The sequence below is a fragment of the Enterobacter sp. SGAir0187 genome (genome assembly GCF_002952735.2).
Taxonomy (GTDB): domain Bacteria; phylum Pseudomonadota; class Gammaproteobacteria; order Enterobacterales; family Enterobacteriaceae; genus Enterobacter; species Enterobacter quasiroggenkampii.
Genome location: NZ_CP025034.2, coordinates 2043771 through 2067453 on the forward strand (window position 1 = coordinate 2043771; position 23683 = coordinate 2067453).

Here is a 23683-nt window from a genome sequence, read left to right on the forward strand (position 1 = left end):
AAACGCTTTACGGATATTACTGGCCGGCGATTTTCATTTCCGGGAGTAATACAGAACCACACTGTATATTGCTGCGTGTTTCAATATCGTTACCGACCGTAACGATATTGCGCCACATATCCTTCAGATTGCCAGCGATGGTAATTTCGCTCACCGGATACTGGATTTCGCCGTTTTCCACCCAGAAACCCGCCGCACCGCGAGAGTAGTCTCCGGTGATGCCGCTTACGCCCTGCCCCATCAGCTCGGTCACCACCAGACCGGTGCCCATCTCCTTCAGCATCTGCTCAAAGTTCAGGCCCTGCCCGGCAATGCGCCAGTTGTGGATGCCGCCCGCGTGTCCGGTGCTTTTCAGCCCCAGCTTGCGCGCGGAGTAATTGGTCAGCAGCCACTGGGTCAGCACGCCGTCTTTGACGATGTCACGACGTTCGGTACGCACGCCTTCGCTGTCGAACGGCGTGGAGGCCAGCCCTTTCAGCAGGTGCGGATGTTCTTCGATGGTCAGCCATTCCGGCAGGATCTGCTTGCCCAGCGAGTCGAGCAGGAAGGTTGATTTACGGTAAACGGAGCCGCCCGCAATCGCGCCCACCAGATGGCCAAACAGACCGGTCGCCACTTCATTGGCAAAAATCACCGGCGCTTTCATGGTGGAGAGTTTGCGCGGCGACAGGCGAGACAGCGTGCGTTCGGCACACTCTTTGCCCACCCATTCAGGAGACTGCAAATCCCCCAGCGCGCGGCCAATGGTATAGGCGTAGTCACGCTCCATGTCACCGTTCTCTTCGGCGATGACGCAGCTTGAAAGCGAGTGACGGGTGGAGCAGTAGCCCTGCAGCATGCCGTGGCTGTTGCCGAAGACTTTGATGCCGTAGTGGCTATTGAAGCTGCCGCCTTCGGTATTGGTGATGCGCTTGTCGGCCTGCAGGGACGCCTGCTCGGCGCGGGCAGCCAGCTCAATCGCTTCATCCGGCGTGACTTCAGCCGGGTGGAAAAGATCGAGATCCGGCGCGTCAAACGCCAGCAGATCTTTATCCGCCACGCCGGCGTAAGGATCCGGCGAGGTGTAGCGGGCGATATCCAGCGCGGCCTGCACCGTACGGGCGATGGCATCCGGACTGAGATCGGTGGATGACGCACTGCCTTTGCGATTCTGGTGATATACCGTGATACCCAGCGCGCCATCGCTGTTGAATTCAACATTCTCCACTTCGCCATAGCGGGTGCTCACGCTAATGCCGGTGGTTTTGCTGACCGCCACTTCGGCGCCATCTGATTTTTCTGAAGCAAGCATCAGCGCGGTGGAGACGGCTTCTTCCAGAATCTTACGCTGCGCTTCAACTTGTGAGGTTACTTTCATCGCAAATGCCATACTGTAAGAGAGAGTTAACTGAAGTCTAACAGAGAACCGTTTTTCAGTGCGCGTCTTAACTGGTAACATTAGCCTCTTTTTTTAAGGAGCCTGACATGACTAAGCAGCCCGAAGACTGGCTCGACGACGTTCCCGGTGATGACATCGAAGACGAAGATGATGAGATCATCTGGGTCAGTAAAAGTGAAATTAAACGTGACGCCGAAGAGTTAAAACAGCTTGGCGCGGAAATGGTAGAACTGGGTAAAAACGCGCTGGATAAGATCCCGCTCGACCAGGATCTGCGCGATGCCATTGAACTGGCACAGAAAATCAAAAAAGAAGGCCGTCGTCGCCAGCTTCAGCTTATCGGGAAAATGCTGCGTCAGCGCGATGTTGATCCGATCCGCCAGGCGCTGGACAAGCTAAAAAACCGCCACAACCAGCAGGTTGCGCTGTTCCACAAGCTGGAGCAGATCCGCGATCGTCTGATTGAACAGGGTGATGACGCCGTACCGGAAGTGCTGAACCTGTGGCCGGATGCCGACCGCCAGCAGCTGCGTTCCTTGATCCGCAACGCGAAGAAAGAGAAAGAAGGGAATAAGCCGCCGAAGTCTGCGCGCCTGATTTTCCAGTATCTGCGCGAGCTGTCTGAGAACGAAGAGTAATCCGTTCCCCTCACCCCGGAGGGGCGAGGGGGAAAAGAACGTAGGCCCGGTAAGCGTGAGCGCCACCGGGCTTTTTTTTACGCGTCGGCGGCCGCTTCCGCTTTCTTCGCCAGCCCGTCCAGCAGCTTCTGATGGATCCCACCAAAACCGCCGTTGCTCATCACCAGAATATGGTCGCCAGGCTGAGCGGCTTTCACCACCATATCCGCGAGCGCATCCACATCTGCACTCCAGTGTGCCGGCTGAATGCAGGCATCGGCCACTTCCGCGACCTGCCACGGAATATGCTGCGGCTGCAGCAGGAAGACTTCATCGGCACGTCCTAACGACGGCGCGAGATCGTCTTTGCAGATGCCCATCTTCATGGTGTTCGAGCGTGGTTCCAGCACCGCAAGAATGCGCGCGGTACCGCCAACTTTGCCACGCAGGGCGGCAAGCGTGGCCAGAATGGCCGTTGGGTGGTGCGCAAAATCGTCATACACGGTGACGCCGTGGGCTTCACCACGCAGTTCCAGACGGCGGCGGGCATTGATAAACGAGCCCAGCGCATTCGCCGCATCCGCAGGCTGAACGCCCACGTGACGCGCTGCTGCAATCGCCATCAGGCCGTTGTGCATATTGTGTTCGCCCACCAGGCCCCACTTCACCTCACCCACTTTTTCACCGTCGAGCAGCACTTCCCACTCGGAGGCATCGGCATTGAGTTTCTTCGCCTGCCAGTGGCCCTGCTCGCCCACCAGCTCCTGCTCGCTCCAGCAGCCCATTGCCAGGGTCTGCTTCAGGTTAATGTCGTTTTCCGGCAGGATGATGCGGCCCTGCCCCGGCACGATGCGCACCAGGTGATGGAACTGTTTCTGAATGGCCTTCAGGTCGTCAAAAATATCCGCGTGGTCAAACTCAAGGTTATTGAGGATCAGCGTGCGCGGGCAGTAATGCACGAACTTAGAGCGCTTGTCGAAGAACGCGCAGTCATACTCGTCGGCTTCGATCACAAAGAACGGGCTGTCACCCAGACGTGCAGAAACGTCGAAATTACCCGGTACGCCGCCAATCACGAAGCCCGGCTTGTAGCCGCAGGCTTCGAGGATCCAGGTGGCCATGCCCGCGGTCGTGGTTTTGCCATGGGTACCGGCAACGGCAACCACCCAGCGGTCGCGCAGGACGAAGTCATGCAGCCACTGCGGGCCGGACATGAACGGAATATTGCGTTCCAGTACCGCCTCAACGCACGGGTTGCCGCGGGTCATGGCGTTGCCAATGATCACCAGATCCGGCTCAGGATCCAGCTGGCTGGCATCGTAGCCCTGAATTAAAGCGATGCCCTGTTTCTCCAGAAGTGTGCTCATTGGCGGATACACATTGGCGTCCGAACCTGTCACCTCATGGCCCAGCGAGCGCGCCAGCATTGCCAGTCCGCCCATGAAAGTGCCACAAATCCCCAATATATGAATGCGCATACGTCACTATCCTTCTTCAATGTGGCGCACATTTTACTCACATGTCAGCGGGTGTGAAACGCATTTCAGGAAAATCCGTATCCTGCTGGCGCGATTCACCTCTGCGCTACTATTTGAATATTTGTTAAGATTGTTGGGCTTTAGTCGTTTTAGTGAACATACAATCGCTCTACTCACAAAGATGCAGGGAAAGTGTTATGAAAACGTTAGGTGAATTTATTGTCGAAAAGCAGCACGAGTTCTCTCATGCTACCGGTGAACTCACTGCTTTGCTGTCGGCAATAAAGCTGGGCGCTAAGATCATCCACCGTGATATCAACAAGGCCGGTCTGGTCGATATCCTGGGTGCCAGCGGTGCCGAGAACGTTCAGGGCGAGGTTCAACAGAAACTCGATCTGTTCGCAAATGAAAAACTGAAAGCTGCACTGCGCGCGCGCGACATCGTTGCGGGTATCGCCTCCGAAGAAGAAGATGAAATTGTTGTTTTCGAAGGGTGTGAACACGCGAAATACGTTGTTCTGATGGATCCGCTCGACGGTTCCTCGAACATCGACGTTAACGTTTCTGTCGGTACCATTTTCTCCATCTACCGCCGCGTCACGCCTGTTGGCACGCCGGTGACCGAAGAAGATTTCCTGCAGCCGGGCATTAATCAGGTTGCTGCCGGTTACGTCGTCTATGGCTCCTCCACCATGCTGGTGTACACCACCGGGTGCGGCGTACACGCCTTTACGTACGATCCTTCCCTGGGTGTTTTCTGTCTGAGCCAGGAACGCATGCGCTTCCCGGAGAAGGGCAACACCTACTCCATCAACGAAGGCAACTACATCCGCTTCCCGAACGGTGTGAAGAAGTACATCAAATTCTGCCAGGAAGAAGATAAAGCGACGCAGCGCCCTTACACGTCCCGCTATATTGGCTCCCTGGTCGCGGATTTCCACCGTAACCTGCTGAAAGGCGGCATCTACCTCTACCCAAGCACCGCCAGCCACCCGGACGGAAAACTGCGTCTGCTGTACGAATGCAACCCGATGGCGTTCCTGGCCGAACAGGCGGGCGGCAAGGCGAGCGACGGTAAAGAGCGTATTCTGGAGATCGTGCCGGAAAGCCTTCACCAGCGCCGTTCATTCTTCGTCGGCAACAACCACATGGTTGAAGACGTCGAACGTTTCATCCGTGAGTACCCGGACGCATAATCCCTCTCTTCAGGGGAGCCGATCCGGCTCCCCTGGTCATTTATATATTTTACCGTATAAGTGTTTATAAAAAACATGCTTTAATCTTCGCCACTGCTCCTGCATTATTTCCATAACAGTTTGACAGATATTTCGTGGAGCAGAATCGCAATGAAAAATTATTCCCGTGCTAATACCGGTATTGATTTAAATCTTATCCCTGTATTTATTGAAATCGTCCGCTGCGGCAGCATGGCAAAGGCCTCTTTGCGTCTGGAGATGTCCCGTCCTGCGGTGAGTCTGGCATTAAAGCGTTTTAATCAACTCTTTGATGAGCCGTTATTTTTCCGTAAAGGTTTATATCTTGAACCGACTGAAAAAGCGTTAGCCTTAACCAGCTCGCTGGAAATATTAATGGGTGAAATTCACGATAATATCGGGGCGCTTAATTCCGGAAGGAATAAAACCCCGGCACAGAACGTACCGGGGCTGGGTAATATTATGCCGCGTTCTGAGTCGTCACTTTGAACGATGACATGGCTTCCATCAGCTGACGCGACTGCTCCTCAAGGGAGCGGGTCGCGGCAGAGGATTGCTGCACCAGCGCCGCATTCTGCTGCGCGGTTTCGTCCATCTGGTTCACCGCAATATTCACCTGCTCAATGCCGCGGCTCTGCTCATGAGACGCGGTCGCAATCTCACGCATCAGTTTGGTCATGCGCAGCACTTCGGTTGCAATCTCGTCCATCGTTTCGCCAGCCTGCTGGGCCAGCTCGCTGCCCTCGTTAACGTGGGTCTGCGAGTCGCTGATAAGCGTTCGAATCTCTTTCGCCGCGTCAGCGCTGCGGCTGGCCAGATTTCGCACCTCGCCCGCGACGACGGCAAAACCGCGCCCTTGCTCGCCCGCACGCGCCGCTTCCACGGAGGCGTTAAGCGCCAGAATATTGGTCTGGAAGGCAATGCCGTCGATGACGCTCAGGATGTCAGCGATGCGCGACGAGCTGCCGGAGATATCGCGCATTTTTTCAATCACGTAGCAGACCATTTCACTGCCGTGATCGGCCGTGTCGGACACCGACTTCGCCAGCTGGTGCGCCTGCTCGGCGTTATCGGCGTTGAGCTTCACCGTGGCGGTGATCTGTTCCATGCTGGCCGCCGTCTGCTCCAGCGACGTGGCGGTGGATTCCGTACGCTCGGCGAGATCCCGGTTACCCAGCGTCAGCTCGCGGCTGCCGGTGTCAATCTGCGCGCTGGCATCGCGTACCCGCAGAACCGAGTTCATCAGCGACTGACGCATCTCCTCTATCACCGCGTTAAGGCGGTTAAACTCCTGGCTCGCGGGTGCAGCCAGCGCATGGGTTAAATCGCCCGCTGCCACATTCTCCAGTTGAGCAATCGACGCCGAGAGCGGCTTGAGCAGCATATGGCGCAGCGCCAGCCAGGCCAGCACAATAATGCCTGCCGTCAGCAGCGCCGCCACGATAATCAGGATCAGGACGCGGGTTTTGCTCGCCTGCACGGCACTCACTTCCGCCAGACCTCGCGCTTCGCTCCATTTCTGAAACGCCTGCATGTCATTATCAAACGTTGACGCCAGCGGGATCAGCGTCTTCTCCAGCAGATCGTAATACCCGTCCGCGCTCTGGTCATTGAGGGTTTTCAGCATCGGGTTGATCCCCTGCTGGGTATACGCCCCCAGGCTGGCCGCCACCTTATTGAGCAGCTGTTGCCCCTGCTCGTCAGCCACGCCGCCGTCGATCACGCCCTTCAGCGTTTTCTGGGCCAGGGCGACTTCCTGGTTGATGTTTTTTACCGCGTTGGCCGCATCGTCCAGCATGCCGATTTCCATCATACGGACGGCCTGCCCCGCTTCATTGCGCGCGCGCAGGATCAGCGTATAGCCTGAATTAAGCTGCACCATTTGCTCACCCTGAAGGTGATTAATACGCTGCAGCGAAGAAGAACTCTGTGTGAGGGCATAAATGCCAATGCCGCTGACAATCAGCAGCAGAAGGGTCATAACGGCCAGTAAAGAGAGCAAGCCGGTACGAATCGATAGCGTTTTAAGCATGATATTATTTCCGGTAGCGAGATATTTCTGGGCATAAAAAAAGAGTATCGGCCGCTACCGGAAAATGTTTAGACTTTAAGCAAATTCAGCGTGTTATCGCTCTGTTACCGATGTGTTTACGCGGGTAACAGGCGAACTTTGACGGTTCTCCCAGAGCACCGTAAGACCACGCTGCAGGGCAATAAAAATAAACAGCAGAATGCCGATGGCGATCTTTGTCCACCACGAGCTGAGCGTGCCGTCAAAGTTGATATAGGTTTGTATCAGCCCCTGAATCGCCACGCCGAACAGCGTTCCCAGCACCGTCCCCACGCCGCCGCTGAGCAGCGTGCCGCCGATGACCACAGAAGCAATCGCATCCAGCTCAACGCCCACGCCTGCGAGGGCATAGCCCGCCTGGGTGTATACCGAGAAGACGATACCCGCCAGCGTCGCCAGGCCGGTCGAGAGCATATAGATGCGGATGGTGGTGCTGCGGGTCGAGATCCCCATCAGGTTGGCCGACGTGGCGTTGCCGCCAATGGCGTAAACCTGATTGCCAAACCGGGTACGGTGAGCAAGGAAGATGCCAATGACGACCACGCCCAGCATCAGCAGCCCCATCGCGCTCAGGCGGCCGCCGCCGGGGATCTTCCACGCCAGGCTGGAGAGCGTGTCGTACACCGGATGGTTAATCGGAATCGACTCTTCCGACACCAGGTAGCTCACCCCACGGAGGAAGAACATTCCCGCGAGGGTAATAATAAACGCCGGAATTTTTAACGCGTCGATCAGCAGCCCCATAAAGGCGCCAAACGCACAGCCCATCGCCAGCACCAGCGGAAACGCCACCAGCGGAGAGATCCCCCAGAAGCCGATCGCCTTTGCGAGGAACACGCCCGTAAACGCGATCACCGAGCCGACGGAGAGGTCGATCCCGCCGGAGAGGATCACAAAGGTCATGCCGACGGCGATAATGCCTAAAAAGGCGTTGTCCGTCAGGATATTGCAGATCACGCGCGTCGAGGCAAACCCCGGGAACTGCATCAGACAGTAGAGGTAGCCCAGCACAAACACGCCCAGCGTGATCATTAGCGGTAAATTACGTTTTATCATGGCCACGGATCCCCTTAATGATGCTGACAAAGCGCGGCGACTGGACGATCAGCACGCAGAGCACGACCACCGCTTTCACCACCTGGTTGAGTTCCGGCTGGAAACCGGAGAGCAGGATCCCGGTGTTCATGCCCTGAATAATCAGCGCGCCGATCACCGAGAGCAGCAGGTTAAAGCGTCCGCCCATCAGCGATCCGCCGCCGATGACCACCGCCAGGATCGCATCCAGTTCCAGCCAGAGCCCGGCGTTGTTGGCATCGGCTCCGCGGATATCCGCCGCGACGATCACCCCGGCGATGGCGGCGCAGATACCGCTCAGCACGTAGGTCAGCATCACCATCAGCCGCGTGTTGACCCCGGCGTTGCGCGCGGCGCGGATGTTGATCCCGACGGCCTCAATGAACATGCCCAGTGCCGTTTTACGGGTGAAAAGCCAGAACACCACTAACGTCACCAGGGCAATCATCACCGGCGTCGGGAAGAACAGAAGGTTGCCGCTGCCGAGCCACGCCAGGCTCGGTGAGTTGAAGGTAACAATCTGGCCGGAGGTAATCAGCTGTGCGACGCCGCGCCCGGCCACCATTAAAATCAGCGTGGCGACAAAGGGCTGAATTTTCAGCACCGCCACCAGAATGCCGTTCCATAATCCGGCCAGCACGCCGGTACCTAATGCCGCCAGCAGGACCACCGGCAGGCTGTGCCCGGCCACGGTCATGGAGGCGGCCGTGGCCCCGGCGATAGCCATTACCGCGCCGACGGAGAGGTCAATCCCGCCGGTGGCAATCACCAGCGTCATCCCGATGGCCAGCAGCGCCACGGGCGCGGCGCGGTTTAAAATGTCTATCGGGCTGCCAAACAGGCGGCCATCCTGCACGATAATCTGGAAGAAATGCGGCGCGACCAGGCTATCCACCAGCAGCACCACCAGCAGCGCCGCGATTTGCGGCGTGCCGGTCGGCCAGCTGAAGCGGCGCTTTGACTCACCGGTTTGCGAAAGCGAACGGGACATCACGATTCACTCCTTATGCCGCGATGGCATTCATGATCGCCGGAACGGACAGCTTATCCAGCGGGATCTCTGCCACCTGTTTACGATCGCGCATGATGATGACGCGATCGGCATAGCCCACCAGCTCTTCCAGCTCGGAGGAAATGACCAGCAGCGCCAGACCGTCCGCGCACAACGTTTCGATAAGCCGGATAATTTCGGCGTGCGCGCCTACATCAATGCCGCGCGTCGGCTCGTCGAGGATCAGGAACTGCGGTTTGGTCAGCAGCCAGCGCGACAGCAGCACTTTCTGCTGGTTACCGCCGGAGAGAAATTCAATGGGCTGTTCCGCGCTCGGGGTGCGGATGCCGAGCTGGCGGATAAAGCGCTCAGCAATGGCGTTCTGCTCTTTGCGAGGGATCGGCCGCAGCCAGCCGCGCTGGGCCTGTAGCGCCAGAATGATATTTTCCCGCACCGAGGCCGCGGCGATAATACCGTCCGTTTTCCGGTCTTCCGGGCAGAAGCCCACACCCAGGCAAGAGGCCTGATGCGGCGATCGCAGGGTTTGCGGTTTGCCCTTGATCAGCGCGCTGCCGCTGTCGGCGGGCTTGATCCCGAAGATCACCTCGGCGGTCTCGGTTCGACCCGAGCCTAACAGGCCCGCCAGCCCGACAATTTCGCCTGGCCGCACCTCAAGGTTAAACGGCGAGATGACCCCTTTTTTACCGTAATCACTGAACGCGGCGACCGGCTTCTCGCTCAGCAGCGTGCGGCCTGCGCGCTGAAGGGCGTTGGTCTCCAGCTCGCGGCCCAGCATCATTTTGACCAGCTCGATCTGCGGCAGCTCGCGGGTTTCGCGGCAGCCGACAAAGCTGCCGTTGCGCAGCACCGTAATGCGATCGCTCACCTCATACACCTGATCGAGGAAGTGGGTAACGAAGATCAGGCTGACGCCCTGATCGCGCAGCTGGCGCATCAGGGTAAAGAGCATTTCCACTTCCTGGGTATCGAGGCTGGCGGTGGGTTCGTCGAGGATCAGCACCTTTGCGGAGAGATCGATCGCGCGACAAATGGCGACGATCTGCTGCATCGCCACGGAAAAGCGATTCAGCGGCTCGCGGACGTCGAGCGAGAAGCCGTAGGATTCCATCAGCGTTGTCGCCCGCGCCTCCATCTCTTTACGGCGCAGCAGGCCAAAGCGTCGTGGCTCACGGCCAATAAACAGGTTATCCGCTACCGACATATTCGGCAGCAGGTTCACTTCCTGGTACACCGTCCCGATCCCCAGCTGCTGGGCATGGGCGGTGTTTTTGGGTGAAATGGCGTTGCCTTCCAGCCAGATGGTACCCCGGTCGGCGTGATAAACACCGGTCAGGGATTTAATCAGCGTCGATTTTCCCGCGCCGTTCTCACCCAGCAGCGCCATGATCTCCCCGCGCCGCAGGCTGAAATCAACGTTATCCAGCGCCTTTACGCCGGGAAAGAATTTACTCAAGCCCTCTGTGCGGAGGATTTCCTGGTGTTGTTCAGTGGTCATGGTTTCCCCCTGCATCAAGCCGGATGGCGCTACGCTTATTCGGCCTACAAAAGAGCGTATCGTAGGCCGGGTAAGCGCAGCGTCACCCGGCATGTTCAGACAGGCTTAGTAGCCCATATTTTTCTTCTTCTCTAACTCTTCTTTCGCCGTGTCAGGCAGGTAAAGCGTGGATTTGGTAACCGTCACTTTCTCCGGCATCGTGCCGTCTTTCTTGAATTTCTCCAGCGCGTCGAATGCCGGGCCCGCCATGTTTGGCGTCAGCTCCACGCTGGCGTTGGCTTCGCCATCGATCATCGCTTTATAGATGTCCGGCACGCCGTCGATAGAGCCGGTGAGGATATCTTTGCCCGGCTTCAGGCCCGCTTCTTTAATGGCCTGAATCGCACCGATCACCATGTCATCGTTATGGGCGTAAACCATGCAGATGTTCTTGCCGTTGTTTTCAGCCTTAATGAAGCTCTCCATAACCTCTTTACCTTTACTACGGGTAAAGTCGCCGGACTGAGAGCGGATAATCTTAATGTTTGGCGCTTTCGCGATGGCTTCAGCAAAGCCTTTTTTACGGTCGATGGCCACGCTCGCGCCGACGGTACCCTGCAGCTCAACGACGTTACACGGCTTGCCGTCGACCTGCTTCACCAGCCAGTCGCCAATCAATTGCCCTTCCAGCACGTTGTTGGCGGTGACGGTGGTCATATAGAGGGATTTGTCTTTGACGTCGATGGAACGGTCGAGCAGGAAGACCGGGATCTCAGCGTCTTTCGCTTCCTTCAGGACGGGTTCCCAGCCGGTCGCCACGACGGGGGCAATAAAGATGGCATCCACGCCCTGGGCGATAAAGGATCGCACGGCTTTGATCTGATTCTCTTGTTTTTGCTGACCATCGGCGATTTTCAGGGTAATGCCGCGTTTCTGAGCTTCGCTTTTCGCCACGTTGGTTTCTGCCGCTCGCCAGCCAGATTCAGAGCCGACTTGCGAAAAACCTACGGTTAAGGGAGCGGCCATCGCCATAGACGACATGGCTGCCGAAACGGCTGTGACCAGGAGTAAGCGCTTCCACATATGAACGTCCTCGTAGGGTGAGTTATTGTTGGTTAAAAGATGTTCTGCGGAATGACTATAGCCCATGAAATATGTAACGAATTGCGTTACATCACACTTCAGAAAAGTGAATAAAACGTTAATCACAAGTTTGTAATCGCTTTCATTTCTCCATGAAAAATGCGGCTGAGTTTATGGATTTTTCTGTCATGGAATCGGTCTGAAAAGTGGGAAGAACGTGGAGAGAAGGCGAAAACAGGCGGAGACATTCAGCGCGAGTTGGCTATAATACCTGCCACTTGTTTACCATCCATTTTAAAGGACACCGACATGAGCTTACTCAACGTCCCAGCGGGTAAAGAACTGCCAGAAGACATCTACGTAGTTATCGAAATCCCGGCTAACGCAGATCCGATCAAATACGAAGTGGACAAAGAGAGCGGCGCCCTGTTCGTAGACCGTTTCATGTCTACCGCGATGTTCTATCCGTGCAACTACGGTTACATCAACCACACCCTGTCTCTGGACGGTGACCCGGTTGACGTGCTGGTCCCAACGCCATATCCACTGCAGCCGGGCGCAGTGATTCGTTGCCGTCCCGTTGGCGTGCTGAAAATGACCGACGAATCCGGTGAAGATGCGAAACTGGTTGCGGTACCGCACACCAAACTGAGCAAAGAATACGATCACATCAAAGATGTGAACGACCTGCCAGAACTGCTGAAAGCGCAGATCACTCACTTCTTCGAGCACTACAAAGACCTCGAAAAAGGCAAGTGGGTTAAAGTTGACGGCTGGGACAACGCAGAAGCAGCGAAAGCGGAAATCATCGCCTCTTTCGAACGCGCTGCTAAGAAGTAATTCTTACTGCCAGACATAAAAAACAACGCCACCTCACGGTGGCGTTGTCGTTTTTCAGTACTGGTCTCTGTCTAACCAGTTACCGCTTACAATCCGCGTTAACCCTTCGACCGGACGCTGGTAGACATACATCCACGCACTTCCGTACGGCGTCTGGATCAACTGGCGCGCGTATTCACCGCCCCTGGTGCGCAAGGCATCAAGTTCGGCAAGTGTCGCGTTATCAATACGATAAACTTCACCCTGTACTGTTCCTTCGCCGGGAACCGCGCCTGGATAGTGGCCCAGGCTGTACAACTGGTAGTTCTCGATATTGTAATTCCCCAGTAGCTGGGCATTGGTCATCCAGTGACTGTTGCCTTGCCTGGTTCGTAAACTGCCGTAGACAAATATTCGCATTGCTAAAACTCAAACTGATAGAGCAGATCAAGTGCCTGGTCTACGCCGGACACTGCTTCCAGATATAGCTTAGGCATCAGGCGATAGCGTAACGTGAGTGTTGCCAGTGAGTCAAAGATCCCCACACCATATTTTACCTGCAGACCCGGCAGTACATAGCCGCTGACCACCACCTGCGAGGAGTCACCCACGCCCTGGGTGTCCAGCGCCAGATTGCTTACGCCGAACGTCTCGCCGATTTTACCCACAACCTGCCCACTTTGTGCAACCCCCAGCCCCACTAACATCGAGGTCATCGCCGCACTGTCGCTCTGACCGCTGTCGAGACCTTGTCCACGCAGCAGGTAAGAGAGGGCTTCCTGCTGGGACATCGCCGGGTCAGAGAAGATCTCCGCCTTCGGTTCGTCGGCAGAGCCGGTGACGCGTACGCCAGCAATGACGTCGTTTTCCGTCGCTTCCGGGTTACGAATCGCTTCGATGTTCAGCAGGGGCTGATCCGGTGGACCGGAGAACAGCAGCTCGCCTTTACGGACAATCAAATCCTGACCATAGGCGTGGAAACGCCCTTCAGGAATATTGATTTGCCCGTTCAGGCCTAGCCCTTGTTTATCCTGCGCCACCTTCAGGTCGCCCGTGAGCCTCGCCTTCAGCCCAAACGCATCCAACCGCACGTTATTCCCCACGTGCACGATAAGGTTACTATTAATCGGTATGCCAGCGCTCTTCTGTTCGACCGGTTTCAGATTTTCATTGAGCATAACTTCATCACTTGAGACGCCGACCGCACTTTCCGGCACGTCGTGAACCACGATGCGCGCCCACGGCACGTCGACGCGACCGTCAAGCGTGAAGAGGCTTGGCGTGGCTTCAAAGACCACATCAGGCGAGACGTCCAGACGCACCATCGGCGGTACGGTGATGCGCACCTTACTGCCTTTCGCGGCAATACGGGCGCGCCAGTTGTCGAGCTGGCTCCAGTCCGCGTCACCGCTCAGGTTGATTTGCCCTTGCTGCGTCAATACCGAGCCGCTCAGCGTCGAGCTCATGCCGTTGAAGTTCATGGCGATCTGGCTGGGCTGCATGTCAAACGGCATAAAGTTGCCGTCAATATCCACGCCGCTGAGGCGCAACTGGCCAAACAACTGAGGGCTTTGCGCATTGCCCGCCAGGCGCAGGTTGGCATTCACCATGCCCTCGGCTTTTTCCCCGCGTGCGAAAATCGGGTTCACCATCGCCAGGTTGAAGTTGCGGATAGTGACGTTGCCCCCCAGATTTCGCCGTCCCTGTGGGTCGGTAATTTGAACCTTCCCGTCAAACTGACCGTTATTGGTGAGGCGAATCAGCCACCCCAGCTCCGCACGGTTGTTATGCAGGTCAGCGCTCAGGTTCAGGGTGTCGAAGGCCACCGGCAGCGGCGCGTCATTCACCTCCTGCGTCACCTTCACGTTACGCCCGGACAGCGTGACGCTACCCTGCGGCAGCCCCTCTTTGGTGGTGTCCCAGGCGACATCGGCTTTCCCGCTGAAGACGCCGCTCGCCTGCGTGGTATCCGGCATAAACGGTTTTAGCATCGCCAGATCGAAGCGGTTGAGGTTGATCTGCGCGCGCCCTTCCGCGCCCGCATCGATGGTTTGCGGCACACACAGTTCCGCATTCGGGTTGGTCCAGCAGTGCGGCCCAATGCTAATCTTCTGCTCGGCGTTGCGGTAGTCCAGAGCAATAGCGCGCGACAGCGCCAGCGGCCCGACCGGCGTAGTGAAACGGGTGTTATCCAGCGTCCCTTTCCAGCGCGCCTGTTTGCGGTCGAAGCTGCCGGTCAGGTGAAGCTGGCCGGAGACCGGCTCGCCCTGCACCCGTAGCTGCAGGTCGTGCTGCTTCTCGTTCCCTTTCGCGTCCAGGGTGACCAGGCTGATGTTCACGTCCGGCTGAGAAATGCGCTCCACGCGCAGGTTCAGGTTACCGCCGATCTGGTCGGTGGATTTCACATCCCCTTCCACGCGGACGCGGGCAACGCTCAGCTCTTGCCAGCGCAGGTTATTGGCGGTGATATCCGCCAGCAGCTGCGGCGCGTCTACCGTGCCGCGCACCTTCACGAGTCCTTTCGCCGTACCGCCAAGCCCCGGCAGGGCGTTATCCAGATTCGGCGCGTCGATGGTGGCATCCAGATTAAGATCTTTTACCCCCAGCTCGCCTTTGATATCCGCCGTGTTGCGCCCCAGGGCCACGTGCAGGCCCGGGATAACCCACTGCAGATAGCTGTTGCCTTTCACCGAGCCTTCAACGTTTACCTTGTTCTGCTTCACGTTCCCGGTGAGCTTGATCTCCGGCACGTCCATCTGCCACGTGCCGCCGTACAGGCTGCCGCGCGTTTTAATCAGGCCATCGAGCTTCGACGGCCAGTCCGGCACCTCTTTGGCGGTGTTAATGCCCGTCAGCTTCAGCTCGCCGCGCCAGCTGATCGCCTGCTGCCAGTCGAGCAGCGCGGTCAGCTCGGTTTTACCTTCCAGCGCCGCGACGGTCAGCTTGTCGAGGTTGACCTGCTGTTCGTTGCCCTTCGCATCCAGGGTGATGTTCGCGGGCGGCACGCCCTGCCCCTTCACCGCGGTGCGGAACGAGAGCGTGTAGTCGGTCATCTTGCCGCTCAGCTTCAGCTTCAGGTCATCGGCCTGGAACTGCTTTTCGCCGGTGAACGGCCAGGAAAGCTGCTTGCTGACAACCTCAAGATTGAGCGGCAGCCCGGCTTCCGCCAGCTGGATTTGCGCACGCAGGGCTATATCCACCGGGCCGGAGAGATTCACGCCAACATCGAGCTTATCGCGCAGCGCCCCGCCCACCTTGACCTTCACTTTCTCGCCTTTCAGCGGGTCGATGTTCAGGGTGCTATTCAGCGTGATATCCACCGGCCAGTTGTCGCGCAGCAGGGCATTACCTGACGCATTCACCGAGCCCTGGTTGGTGTCGATATCCAGCGCGTCGAGCTTCATGTTGCCGTCAATGCTGCTGACCTTCAGCAGCATGTTATAGACCGTCAGGTCAGTATCGCCCGTCAGACGCAGCTGTTCGCCTTTGAATTCCTCAATGTTAAGGTTCAGCGGCAGATGAACGTCGGTCATTTCCGGCAGCACTGGCTTTGCGAAGAGGTCTTTCAGCGTTTCGCCCAGCGGCTTCTCTTCCGGCTGCGGGTTCTGGATCTTCGGCTCGACGATCTCTTCCTGCGCCACGTCGGCCACTTTCGGCAGCGCGATCAGCAAGCCCTGCAGGGACGTTGGCGTCAGGGTGAGGTTTTTCTCCTGCCAGCGCAGGCCGGAGGTGAAATCCATCACGGACACGGTGGTGTCGTCGATTTTGATATTGATGTTATCGAGCGCGACCCGATAAAGCGCGATCGGGTACGGCGTGGAGAGATTCAGCGGGCCGCTGTCCTCTTCTTCAACCGGCGCAGACTTCGGCATTTTCTTCGAGTCTATCGCCACGTTGACATCTTTTAGCGACAGATCGTTGACGCAGAGCTTACTGTCCCGCAAACAGCCCAGCTTCACCGCCAGGTGAAACTCCCCGGCGTTAACCGCTACGCCCGGCTGCTCATAGCGAATGTTCTTCAGGCGCAGGTCGCGCCAGCCGCCCGTCACCTGGCCAATTTCCAGCCCCGGCACCCAGCGGTTCGCGGCGTTAAACAGCAGATGCAGCCCGGTCGTCGTTCCTACCAGAAACGCCACCGTACCGAGCAGCAGCACGATAAAGATCAGCACTCCGAGGCTTATTTTCTTCCATAAACTCATAATTCAGGCCCCAGACCGATGTAAAACTGTAATCCGTGTTCATCTTTGTCACCCACCGGCACGGCGAAATCGAGCTTAATAGGCCCGACGGGTGACTGCCAGCGCACGCCGACGCCCGCGCCGGTTTTAAAGTCGCTGCGGCGGATATCGTTCACCGCTTCACCGCCGTCAACAAACATGGCGCCCCACCACTTTCCGCTGACGTTGTACTGGTACTCCAGCGAGCCCGTCGCCAGTTTTGACGCACCGGTCAACTGGCCCTTTTCGTTCTCAGGTGAGATCGATTTGTACTTATATCCGCGTATGCTGCGGTCGCCCCCGGCGAAGAAGCGCAGATCCGGCGGAACGCGCTCGAAATCGCCCGTTTCAATCCAGCCGAGATTGCCTCGCATCACAAAGCGATGTTTGTCGTACAGCGTACGGATCCAGACGTTTTGCGCCTGAAAGACGGAGAAGTCCACGTCGGAGCCCCAGGCGGTGTTGGAATAATCGATGGAGTAGCGCTGTGAGTCGCCCCAGGTCGGCATCAGGCCCCCGCGCGAGCGGGTGCGGCTGATCATCACCCCCGGATAAAGCAGCATAGTGGTGTTGGTGACGTTAGCCTGGGTAAAGTGATCGAGGCTCCAGCGCAGGTTAATGGCGCGCTGCCAGCCGCTGGAGAGATCCCAGAAGCGGGAGACCGCAAGCGTCGTCGAGTCCTGCTCGGTGTCGTTCAAATCGGTGCGCTTAAAACCGCCCTGCAGAAGGTAATACTGCTCAAGCGGATTTTTCAGCAGCGGCATTTTGTAGCTGAAATCCAGCTGCTGCTCAGGCGCAGAGAGGCTCAGGCTGGTGGTCAGGCTGTGGCCGTACGAGTTCACCCACGGTTTTTTCCACGAGGTTTTCACCCGTGGCCCCACGTCCGTCGAGTAGCCCACACCGGTCTCAATGGTGTTCTCGGTGCGCGGCGAAACAACGCCATGCAGCGGCAACACCTTGGTTTTGCGTGACTTATCAAATTCCGGTGCGACAACCACGGAGTTAAACCAGCCGGTAGCGGAGAGGCGTCGGTTCAGCTCTCCAAGGTCGCTCGACTGGTAGTAGTCCCCTTTTTTGAAGGGCACGAGGTTTTGCAGATACTCTTCACGAATTTGCGAACCTTCGAACGTCACGTCGCCAAAGCGGTAACGCTCTCCGCTGTCGTAGTCGATATCCCAGAAGGCCTGACGTCGCGCCAGCGCAATGCCCAGCTGGCTTTTGTTGAACTGGCTGTCAAAGTAGCCCTTACGCAGGGAAACGCTGGTCAGCTCTTTTTTGAAATGGTCGTAGTCGCCGTGATTAAGCACAGTACCGATTTTCGGCCGCGTGCTGAGCAGGTCCAGGTAATCCCGGTCGGTACGCGCCCCGCCGCGCAGGATGACGTTCGTGCCGCCAATCAACACCGGCTCGCCCGGCGAAACGCGGGCAATAAGCACCTGGCGCCCCTTCTTTGGAGGCGGACGGAGGTCAAAATCAATGGTGGGTTCGTAATAACCCAGCGCTTTCAGCCCCTCGCGGATCGCATCATCGACACGCGCGCGAAAACGCCGGTCCGGCGTCACCTCATCACTCTGGATGGTCGATAACTGCGCACGTACGTTTTTTTGTAGCGCCCCGGATAACCCCTCAACCTGCAAACGGACATTCGCCGCGCTGGCAATCCCGCTTGTCAGCAACACACTGACTAAACATAACTGGCGGATTTTTGTCACGTTTTCTCCTGAATATCCCTGTTTCCACCCTGGAAGCAAATGAAGTGCCGCTCCGCGGCAAAATACGGCCTGATGGCCAAAAACCCGAATCGCGGGTTGAAAATGGGTGTAACACCCAAATATTTCTTATGATTAAATCTAGTCTCATTCAGCGCATTTATTGTGTTCAATTAAACGCTTCGTGACAACCTTAACTGAAACATCGCACCCCGGGAGGCCCCATCGTGAGTTTATTCGACAAAAAGCATCTGGTTTCACAAGCAGATGCATTACCGGGACGCAACACCCCTATGCCTGTAGCGACCTTACACGCCGTCAATGGCCATTCTATGACCAACGTGCCGGATGGCATGGAAATCGCCCTGTTCGCCATGGGCTGCTTCTGGGGCGTTGAGCGCCTCTTCTGGCAGCTGCCCGGCGTTTACAGCACGGCAGCCGGCTACACGGGCGGTTACACGCCGAATCCAACCTACCGCGAAGTCTGCTCCGGCGAAACCGGCCATGCGGAAGCAGTACGCGTGGTCTATGACCCTGCGGTAATCAGCTACGAACAGCTCCTGCAGGTCTTCTGGGAGAATCACGACCCGGCGCAGGGCATGCGTCAGGGCAACGACCACGGCACGCAGTACCGCTCGGCTATCTATCCGCTCACGCCTGAGCAGGATGCCGCCGCGCGCGCCAGCCTGGAGCGTTTCCAGCAGGCCATGCGTGAAGCGGGCGATACGCGCGAGGTGACCACGGAAATCGCGACGGCGAAACCGTTCTACTACGCCGAGGACGATCACCAGCAGTATCTGCATAAAAACCCGTACGGCTACTGCGGCATCGGAGGCATCGGCGTTTGCCTGCCGCCACAGCTGGCCTGATCACTGATCCAGCGCCACGCGAGCCGCGTGGCGCGTGGCATTGCTGACCGAGCCGTAATCCATCACTTTGCCCTGCAACAGCAGGTTAAAGACCGGTGCCTGCGGTCGGTTGAGCCGCGTTTGCAGCAGATGAACGGCCTCAATTCCCAGCTCGCGGCAGGGCACCGTCACGCCCGTGACCGGTTTTTCCAGACGGTGCGCTAAATTCCAGGCAAAATCGGTCGTGATGAGCGAAATGTCTTCCGGAATGCGCAGCCCGTGTCGCGTCAACGCCCTTACCACCCCTTCCGTCATGCTGGTACTGTTCGGGAAAATCACCTCCGGCCAAAGGGTTCTGTCATGACTCATCAGCCACGCGTCCAGCGCCCGTTCGGCCTCTTCTGCGGTAAACCACTCCGTCACGAGCAAATCGCGCTGGGGATCGAAGGCGACGTGAAAATGACGGTACGCCTCTTTGATGCCGTCCAGTCGCGCGTACAGCGTTTCACGTCGCAGGCAGGTGAGCGTTAATACCCGTCGATGTCCCTGCTCAAACAGGTACTGCATGGCGGTGAAGCCAATCGCCCGGTGGTCGGGTGAGACGGCGTCCAGCTCCCGATCCCGGTCAAAGGAATTAATTAACACGCAGGGCTTATTCAGCGTGCTGGCGAGTTTAAATATGGTGGAATCATCAGTGCCAATAATAATGATCGCGTTAATATTCTTATGACTGGCCTTTTCCATAAAGACTTTTACGTCGGCGTGCTGCTCTTCTAAACCACAGCACGTGACCCACACATTATGCCGCGCGCAGGCTTCAGCAATTCCTTTTGTCACTTCCAGATAAAAAATATCCCCGCGTCCCTGAAAAGTTCTTTCCGGTGCAAAGACAGCGATACCGTTAATTAATAGTCTTCCACTCGCCATAGACTCCAGCACACCGAGCTCCCGCGCGGTGCGAACGATCGCCTCCCTGGCTTTATCGCTGGTGTAAGACTTGCCGCTTAATACCCGCGAAACCGTGCTGACGGAATAGCCCGTCAGGGCCGCAATTTCCTCCATTTTTAACTTGCCCGGCATAGTGTGACCTCGCTCTCATTCAGTTTTTGCAAATATTTGCAGAAACAGTCCTTTGATTTTAAAACCAAATTTCAAAACGCCTGGAGATTACTTAATCACCTTGCGAGTATTCTCACAAAAACACATTGTCGCTACCGCTCCTCTTTCCTATTTTCCGGTCATCACTCATTTCAACTGAAATTAAGGTGTGACATGGAGAAGGTACGTTTTGGCATTATTGGAATAGGGAATATCGGTACGGTCCACGCGCGTTATTTACTGGCGGGTACGGTCAGCGACGCCTGCCTTGCCGCAGTTTGTGATAATGCGCCGGAAAAGCATCCGGCCATTCGCCAGCTGGTCGGCACCCTCCCCGTGTTCAGCGACGCGCAGGAGATGATCCAGAGCGGGCTTATCGACGCGGTGATTGTCGCTACGCCCCACTACGAGCATCCGCGCCTGTCGATGCTGGCAATGCGCAACGGCATCCACACCCTGTGTGAAAAACCGGCGGGCGTGTATACCGCCCAGGTACAGGAGATGAACGCCTGCGCCCAGGCGTGCGACGTGGTGTTCGGCATCATGTATAACCAGCGCCCGAACCCGCTCTACCAGAAGGTGAAAGATCTTATCGACAGCGGCGAGCTGGGTGAGATCCGCCGCTCCAACTGGATCATCACCAACTGGTATCGCTCGCAGAGCTATTACAACTCCGGCGGCTGGCGCGCCACCTGGAAAGGAGAAGGCGGCGGCGTGCTGCTCAACCAGGACCCGCACCAGCTCGATCTCTGGCAGTGGCTGGTCGGTATGCCGGTCCGTCTGCGCGCGTTCTGCCAGTTCGGCAAGCATCGCGATATCGAAGTGGAAGACGATGTCACCGCCTACGCCGAGTATGCCAACGGTGCGACGGGCGTGTTCATCACCACCGTGGCGGAAACGCCGGGAACCAACCGGCTGGAAATCGTCGGCGATCGCGGCAAGGTGGTCGTCGAAGAGGGCAAGCTGCGCTACTGGCGGCTGCGGGAATCTGAAACCGCCTTCAACGCCCGCTGGCAGAACGGTTTTGGCGAACCTGAATGCTGGGAGGTCACGCTTCCCGTGGCCCCGGAATGTAGCGAACACCACGTTATTACCGCCAACTTCTGTGCCGCCATCCTGCGCGGCGAACCGCTGATTGCGCCGGGTCTGGAAGGGATCCACGGGTTGACGCTCTCCAACGCCATGCACCTCTCCACCTGGACGGACGACTGGGTCGAGTTCCCGCTCAACGAAAAACAGTATCTGCGCCTGCTTCAACAACGCATCAGCACCTCAGTGGCTAAAGAGACAGCCAGCGTCACGCTGGACGCCTCAGGCACCTGGTAACTCCGGAGAAGAATCAATGTTAAATGTCGCTATTGTGGGAACAGGGAATATCTCCCACAACCATATTCAGGGCTATTTGCAGTTTGGCCAACGCTGTCGGATCGTCGCGCTGGTTGATATTTATCCGGAAAAAGCCCACGAGAAAAAAGCGCGCTACGGCCTGACGGACGCCCGCGTGTATGACAGCCACCAGCAGATGCTGGCGTCAGAGCCGGATATCGATATCGTCGACGTCTGCACGCCGCCCTACGTCCACGCAGAGATCAGCATTGATGCCCTGAATGCAGGTTGCCACGTGCTGTGCGAAAAACCGATGGCCGCCTCGCTGGAGGAGTGCGACGCGATGATCGCGGCACAAAAGGCCAGCGGCAAAACGCTCTCCATCATTGCCCAAAACCGCTTTACCGATGCCTTCTGGCGCCTAAAAGCAGCGCTGGATTCGGAGCTTGCGGGCAAGGTTTGCCACGCGCAGGTGGACTCCTTCTGGTGGCGCGGACACTGCTATTACGACCTGTGGTGGCGCGGCACCTGGGAAAAAGAGGGCGGCGGCTGCACCCTTAACCACGCGGTTCACCACATCGACGCCATTCAGTGGATACTGGGCTTTCCGTCCGAGGTGGTGGCGATGATGACCAACGTGGCGCACGACAACGCTGAAGTCGAAGACCTTAGCGCCGCGATCTTCAAATACCCCAGCGGTGCGCTCACCCAGCTTACCGCCTCGGTCGTGCACCACGGGGAAGATCAGAAAATCATTATTCAGGGTGAGAAGGCGCGCATCTCCGCGCCGTGGCAGGCCTTTGCCAGCGTCAGCGCCGACAATGGCTTCCCGCAGGAAGCCCACGACCAGCAGCGCGAAGCGCAGCTCGATGCGGTGTTTAAGCAGACGCCGAAGCTCGAGTGGACGCTGCACGCCGGGCAGATTAATGACCTGCTTTCTGCCATCGAGCACGGCACGGCACCGTTAGTGGATGGGTTACAGGGCAAACGCTCGCTGGAGCTGATCGCCGCGATCTATAAATCCGCCATTACCCGCACCGTGGTCTCGCTGCCGATTCAGCGCGACGACCCGTTTTACCGTACCGGCGGGACGAGCGCCCACGCTCCCCGTTTTTATGAAAAATCCGCAAGCGTCGCCAACTTCAGCGAAGTGGGTGCGATTCCCCTTGGCAAAGACCTGGATTAAGGAGTGACACCATGAACAAAAATGACGGAATGAACTACGCGCCGGTGGGTAAACCTCAGCCGGTTGTCCGCGAGGGGGAGTTTGTTTTTGCCGCTGCCGCGCTCGACCACGGCCATATCTACGGCATGAGTAACGGCCTGATTGAAGCCGGGGCCACGCTGAAGTGGGTGTACGACCCCGATCCGGCAAAAGTGGATAAATTTATCCAGCAATACCCGCAGGTCAACGTGGCGGAGTCGCTGGAGGTGATACTCAACGACGACGAAGTGCGTCTGGTAGCCGGTGCGGCCATCCCGTCTGAGCGCTGCGCGCTGGGGCTGAAAGCGATGGCGGCCGGCAAGGACTACTTCACGGATAAAGCCCCGCTCACCACCCTTGAACAGCTGGCGGATGCCAAAGCGATGGTTGAGAAAACCGGCCGGAAATACGCCGTGTACTACAGCGAACGTCTCCACGTGGAGAGCGCGGTGTTTGCCGGACAGCTGGTGCAGCAGGGGGCCATTGGCCGCGTCGTCCAAACCCTGGGGACAGGCCCGCACCGGGAAGGGACCGGCCGCCCGGACTGGTTCTACGATCGTCGCTACTTCGGCGGCATTCTGTGCGACATCGGCAGCCACCAGATTGAGCAATTTCTGTTTTACACGGGCAACCGTAACGCCACCGTGGTCGCCAGTCAGGCACGCAATTTCAACCATCCGCAGCATCCGGCATTTGAAGATTTCGGTGACGCAACAATCAGGGGCGAAAACGGCGCCAGCGGTTATTTCCGCTGCGACTGGTTCACCCCCGACGGACTCTCAACCTGGGGCGATGGACGTCTGACGCTGCTCGGCACCGACGGGTATATCGAGATCCGCAAATATGTCGATCTCACCCGCGGCGAGCAGGACGTGGTTTATCTCGTCAATAAGGAGGGGGAATTCCGCTATCCGGTCGCCGGACAGGTCGGGTTCCCGTTCTTTGGCGAACTGATCCTCGACTGTCTGCATCGTACCGAAAACGCCATGACGCAGGCGCACGCCTTCAAAGCGGCCGAGCTCTGCGTGAAGGCCCAGATGCTGGCCAACGCGACGGAATAA

Annotated in this window: 19 protein-coding genes; 8 read left to right on the forward strand and 11 right to left on the reverse strand. The window is 57.6% G+C overall.

Features of this window, described 5'->3' with window-relative positions:
* Positions 1 to 16: 16 nt before the first annotated feature.
* Entirely contained in the window at positions 17 to 1369 is a 1353-nt protein-coding gene (pmbA, locus tag CWR52_RS09830) for a metalloprotease PmbA (RefSeq protein ID WP_032643854.1), read from the reverse strand.
* Positions 1370 to 1464: 95 nt separating this feature from the next.
* Here pmbA and yjgA point away from each other — a divergent pair, with 95 nt between their 5' ends.
* Positions 1465 to 2016 carry a ribosome biogenesis factor YjgA gene (yjgA, locus tag CWR52_RS09835; protein ID WP_008501414.1) on the forward strand — a complete coding sequence of 184 codons (552 nt, stop codon included), beginning with the start codon at positions 1465 to 1467 and terminating at the stop codon, positions 2014 to 2016.
* 77 nt (positions 2017 to 2093) lie between these two features.
* On the opposite strand, the gene mpl is transcribed toward yjgA, so the two are convergent.
* Complete coding sequence (gene mpl, locus CWR52_RS09840) at positions 2094 to 3473, reverse strand: UDP-N-acetylmuramate:L-alanyl-gamma-D-glutamyl-meso-diaminopimelate ligase (RefSeq protein WP_048027922.1); 1380 nt, start codon at positions 3471 to 3473, stop codon at positions 2094 to 2096.
* 197 nt (positions 3474 to 3670) lie between these two features.
* Between mpl and fbp the strand changes: the two genes are divergently transcribed.
* Both fbp and CWR52_RS09850 read left to right on the forward strand, forming a co-directional pair.
* Positions 3671 to 4669 carry a class 1 fructose-bisphosphatase gene (gene fbp, locus CWR52_RS09845; RefSeq protein ID WP_008501416.1) on the forward strand — a complete coding sequence of 333 codons (999 nt, stop codon included), beginning with the start codon at positions 3671 to 3673 and terminating at the stop codon, positions 4667 to 4669.
* Positions 4670 to 4819: 150 nt separating this feature from the next.
* The gene (locus CWR52_RS09850; RefSeq protein ID WP_024907284.1) at positions 4820 to 5176 is read left to right on the forward strand and encodes a helix-turn-helix domain-containing protein; all 357 of its coding nucleotides are present in this window, start codon (positions 4820 to 4822) and stop codon (positions 5174 to 5176) included.
* Here the strand turns inward: CWR52_RS09850 and CWR52_RS09855 are convergent.
* The 5 genes from CWR52_RS09855 to ytfQ form a co-directional block, all read right to left on the reverse strand.
* Positions 5148 to 6719 (reverse strand): methyl-accepting chemotaxis protein, encoded by a 1572-nt coding sequence (locus tag CWR52_RS09855; RefSeq protein ID WP_104949539.1) that lies wholly within the window; start codon positions 6717 to 6719, stop codon positions 5148 to 5150. The two genes, CWR52_RS09850 and CWR52_RS09855, sit on opposite strands and share 29 nt — an antisense overlap.
* A gap of 93 nt (positions 6720 to 6812) precedes the next feature.
* On the reverse strand, positions 6813 to 7814 hold the full coding sequence (yjfF, locus tag CWR52_RS09860; RefSeq protein ID WP_104949540.1) for a galactofuranose ABC transporter, permease protein YjfF: 1002 nt from the start codon (positions 7812 to 7814) through the stop codon (positions 6813 to 6815).
* Positions 7801 to 8826 carry a galactofuranose ABC transporter, ATP-binding protein YtfT gene (gene ytfT / locus CWR52_RS09865; protein WP_167467778.1) on the reverse strand — a complete coding sequence of 342 codons (1026 nt, stop codon included), beginning with the start codon at positions 8824 to 8826 and terminating at the stop codon, positions 7801 to 7803. Before ytfT ends, yjfF begins: the two co-directional genes overlap by 14 nt.
* Positions 8827 to 8836: 10 nt before the next feature.
* Positions 8837 to 10339, reverse strand: a complete 1503-nt coding sequence (ytfR, locus tag CWR52_RS09870) for a galactofuranose ABC transporter, ATP-binding protein YtfR (protein WP_045908045.1) — start codon at positions 10337 to 10339, stop codon at positions 8837 to 8839.
* A gap of 105 nt (positions 10340 to 10444) precedes the next feature.
* The gene (ytfQ, locus tag CWR52_RS09875) at positions 10445 to 11401 is read right to left on the reverse strand and encodes a galactofuranose ABC transporter substrate-binding protein YtfQ (protein ID WP_014882271.1); all 957 of its coding nucleotides are present in this window, start codon (positions 11399 to 11401) and stop codon (positions 10445 to 10447) included.
* Between the two features lie 309 nt (positions 11402 to 11710).
* On the opposite strand from ytfQ, the gene ppa reads away from it, so the two are divergent.
* Positions 11711 to 12241 carry an inorganic diphosphatase gene (gene ppa / locus CWR52_RS09880; RefSeq protein WP_008501423.1) on the forward strand — a complete coding sequence of 177 codons (531 nt, stop codon included), beginning with the start codon at positions 11711 to 11713 and terminating at the stop codon, positions 12239 to 12241.
* 54 nt (positions 12242 to 12295) lie between these two features.
* Here ppa and CWR52_RS09885 read toward each other — a convergent pair whose 3' ends face one another.
* The 3 genes from CWR52_RS09885 to tamA are packed head-to-tail and all read right to left on the reverse strand — an operon-like array spanning position 12296 to position 18149.
* Positions 12296 to 12640, reverse strand: coding sequence for a gamma-glutamylcyclotransferase family protein (locus CWR52_RS09885; protein ID WP_025759063.1), 345 nt, complete (start codon positions 12638 to 12640; stop codon positions 12296 to 12298).
* Between the two features lie 2 nt (positions 12641 to 12642).
* Positions 12643 to 16419, reverse strand: coding sequence for an autotransporter assembly complex protein TamB (gene tamB, locus CWR52_RS09890; protein ID WP_104949542.1), 3777 nt, complete (start codon positions 16417 to 16419; stop codon positions 12643 to 12645).
* Positions 16416 to 18149 (reverse strand): autotransporter assembly complex protein TamA, encoded by a 1734-nt coding sequence (gene tamA / locus CWR52_RS09895; RefSeq protein WP_045908043.1) that lies wholly within the window; start codon positions 18147 to 18149, stop codon positions 16416 to 16418. The genes tamB and tamA overlap by 4 nt, the downstream gene beginning before the upstream one ends.
* 224 nt (positions 18150 to 18373) lie before the next feature.
* Here tamA and msrA point away from each other — a divergent pair, with 224 nt between their 5' ends.
* Positions 18374 to 19015, forward strand: a complete 642-nt coding sequence (msrA, locus tag CWR52_RS09900; protein ID WP_048027915.1) for a peptide-methionine (S)-S-oxide reductase MsrA — start codon at positions 18374 to 18376, stop codon at positions 19013 to 19015.
* Here the strand turns inward: msrA and CWR52_RS09905 are convergent, their stop codons facing one another.
* Positions 19016 to 20074: a LacI family DNA-binding transcriptional regulator gene (locus tag CWR52_RS09905; protein WP_104949543.1), complete on the reverse strand. Its 1059-nt coding sequence runs from the start codon at positions 20072 to 20074 to the stop codon at positions 19016 to 19018.
* Between the two features lie 192 nt (positions 20075 to 20266).
* Here CWR52_RS09905 and CWR52_RS09910 point away from each other — a divergent pair, with 192 nt between their 5' ends.
* From CWR52_RS09910 to CWR52_RS09920, 3 genes are read left to right on the forward strand one after another with little or no spacing between them, the layout of a single operon-like run.
* Positions 20267 to 21418 carry a Gfo/Idh/MocA family protein gene (locus tag CWR52_RS09910; RefSeq protein ID WP_104949544.1) on the forward strand — a complete coding sequence of 384 codons (1152 nt, stop codon included), beginning with the start codon at positions 20267 to 20269 and terminating at the stop codon, positions 21416 to 21418.
* A 16-nt stretch (positions 21419 to 21434) separates the two neighbouring features.
* Positions 21435 to 22604 (forward strand): Gfo/Idh/MocA family protein, encoded by a 1170-nt coding sequence (locus CWR52_RS09915; RefSeq protein ID WP_104949545.1) that lies wholly within the window; start codon positions 21435 to 21437, stop codon positions 22602 to 22604.
* An 11-nt stretch (positions 22605 to 22615) separates the two neighbouring features.
* Positions 22616 to 23683, forward strand: coding sequence for a Gfo/Idh/MocA family protein (locus CWR52_RS09920; protein WP_048027907.1), 1068 nt, complete (start codon positions 22616 to 22618; stop codon positions 23681 to 23683).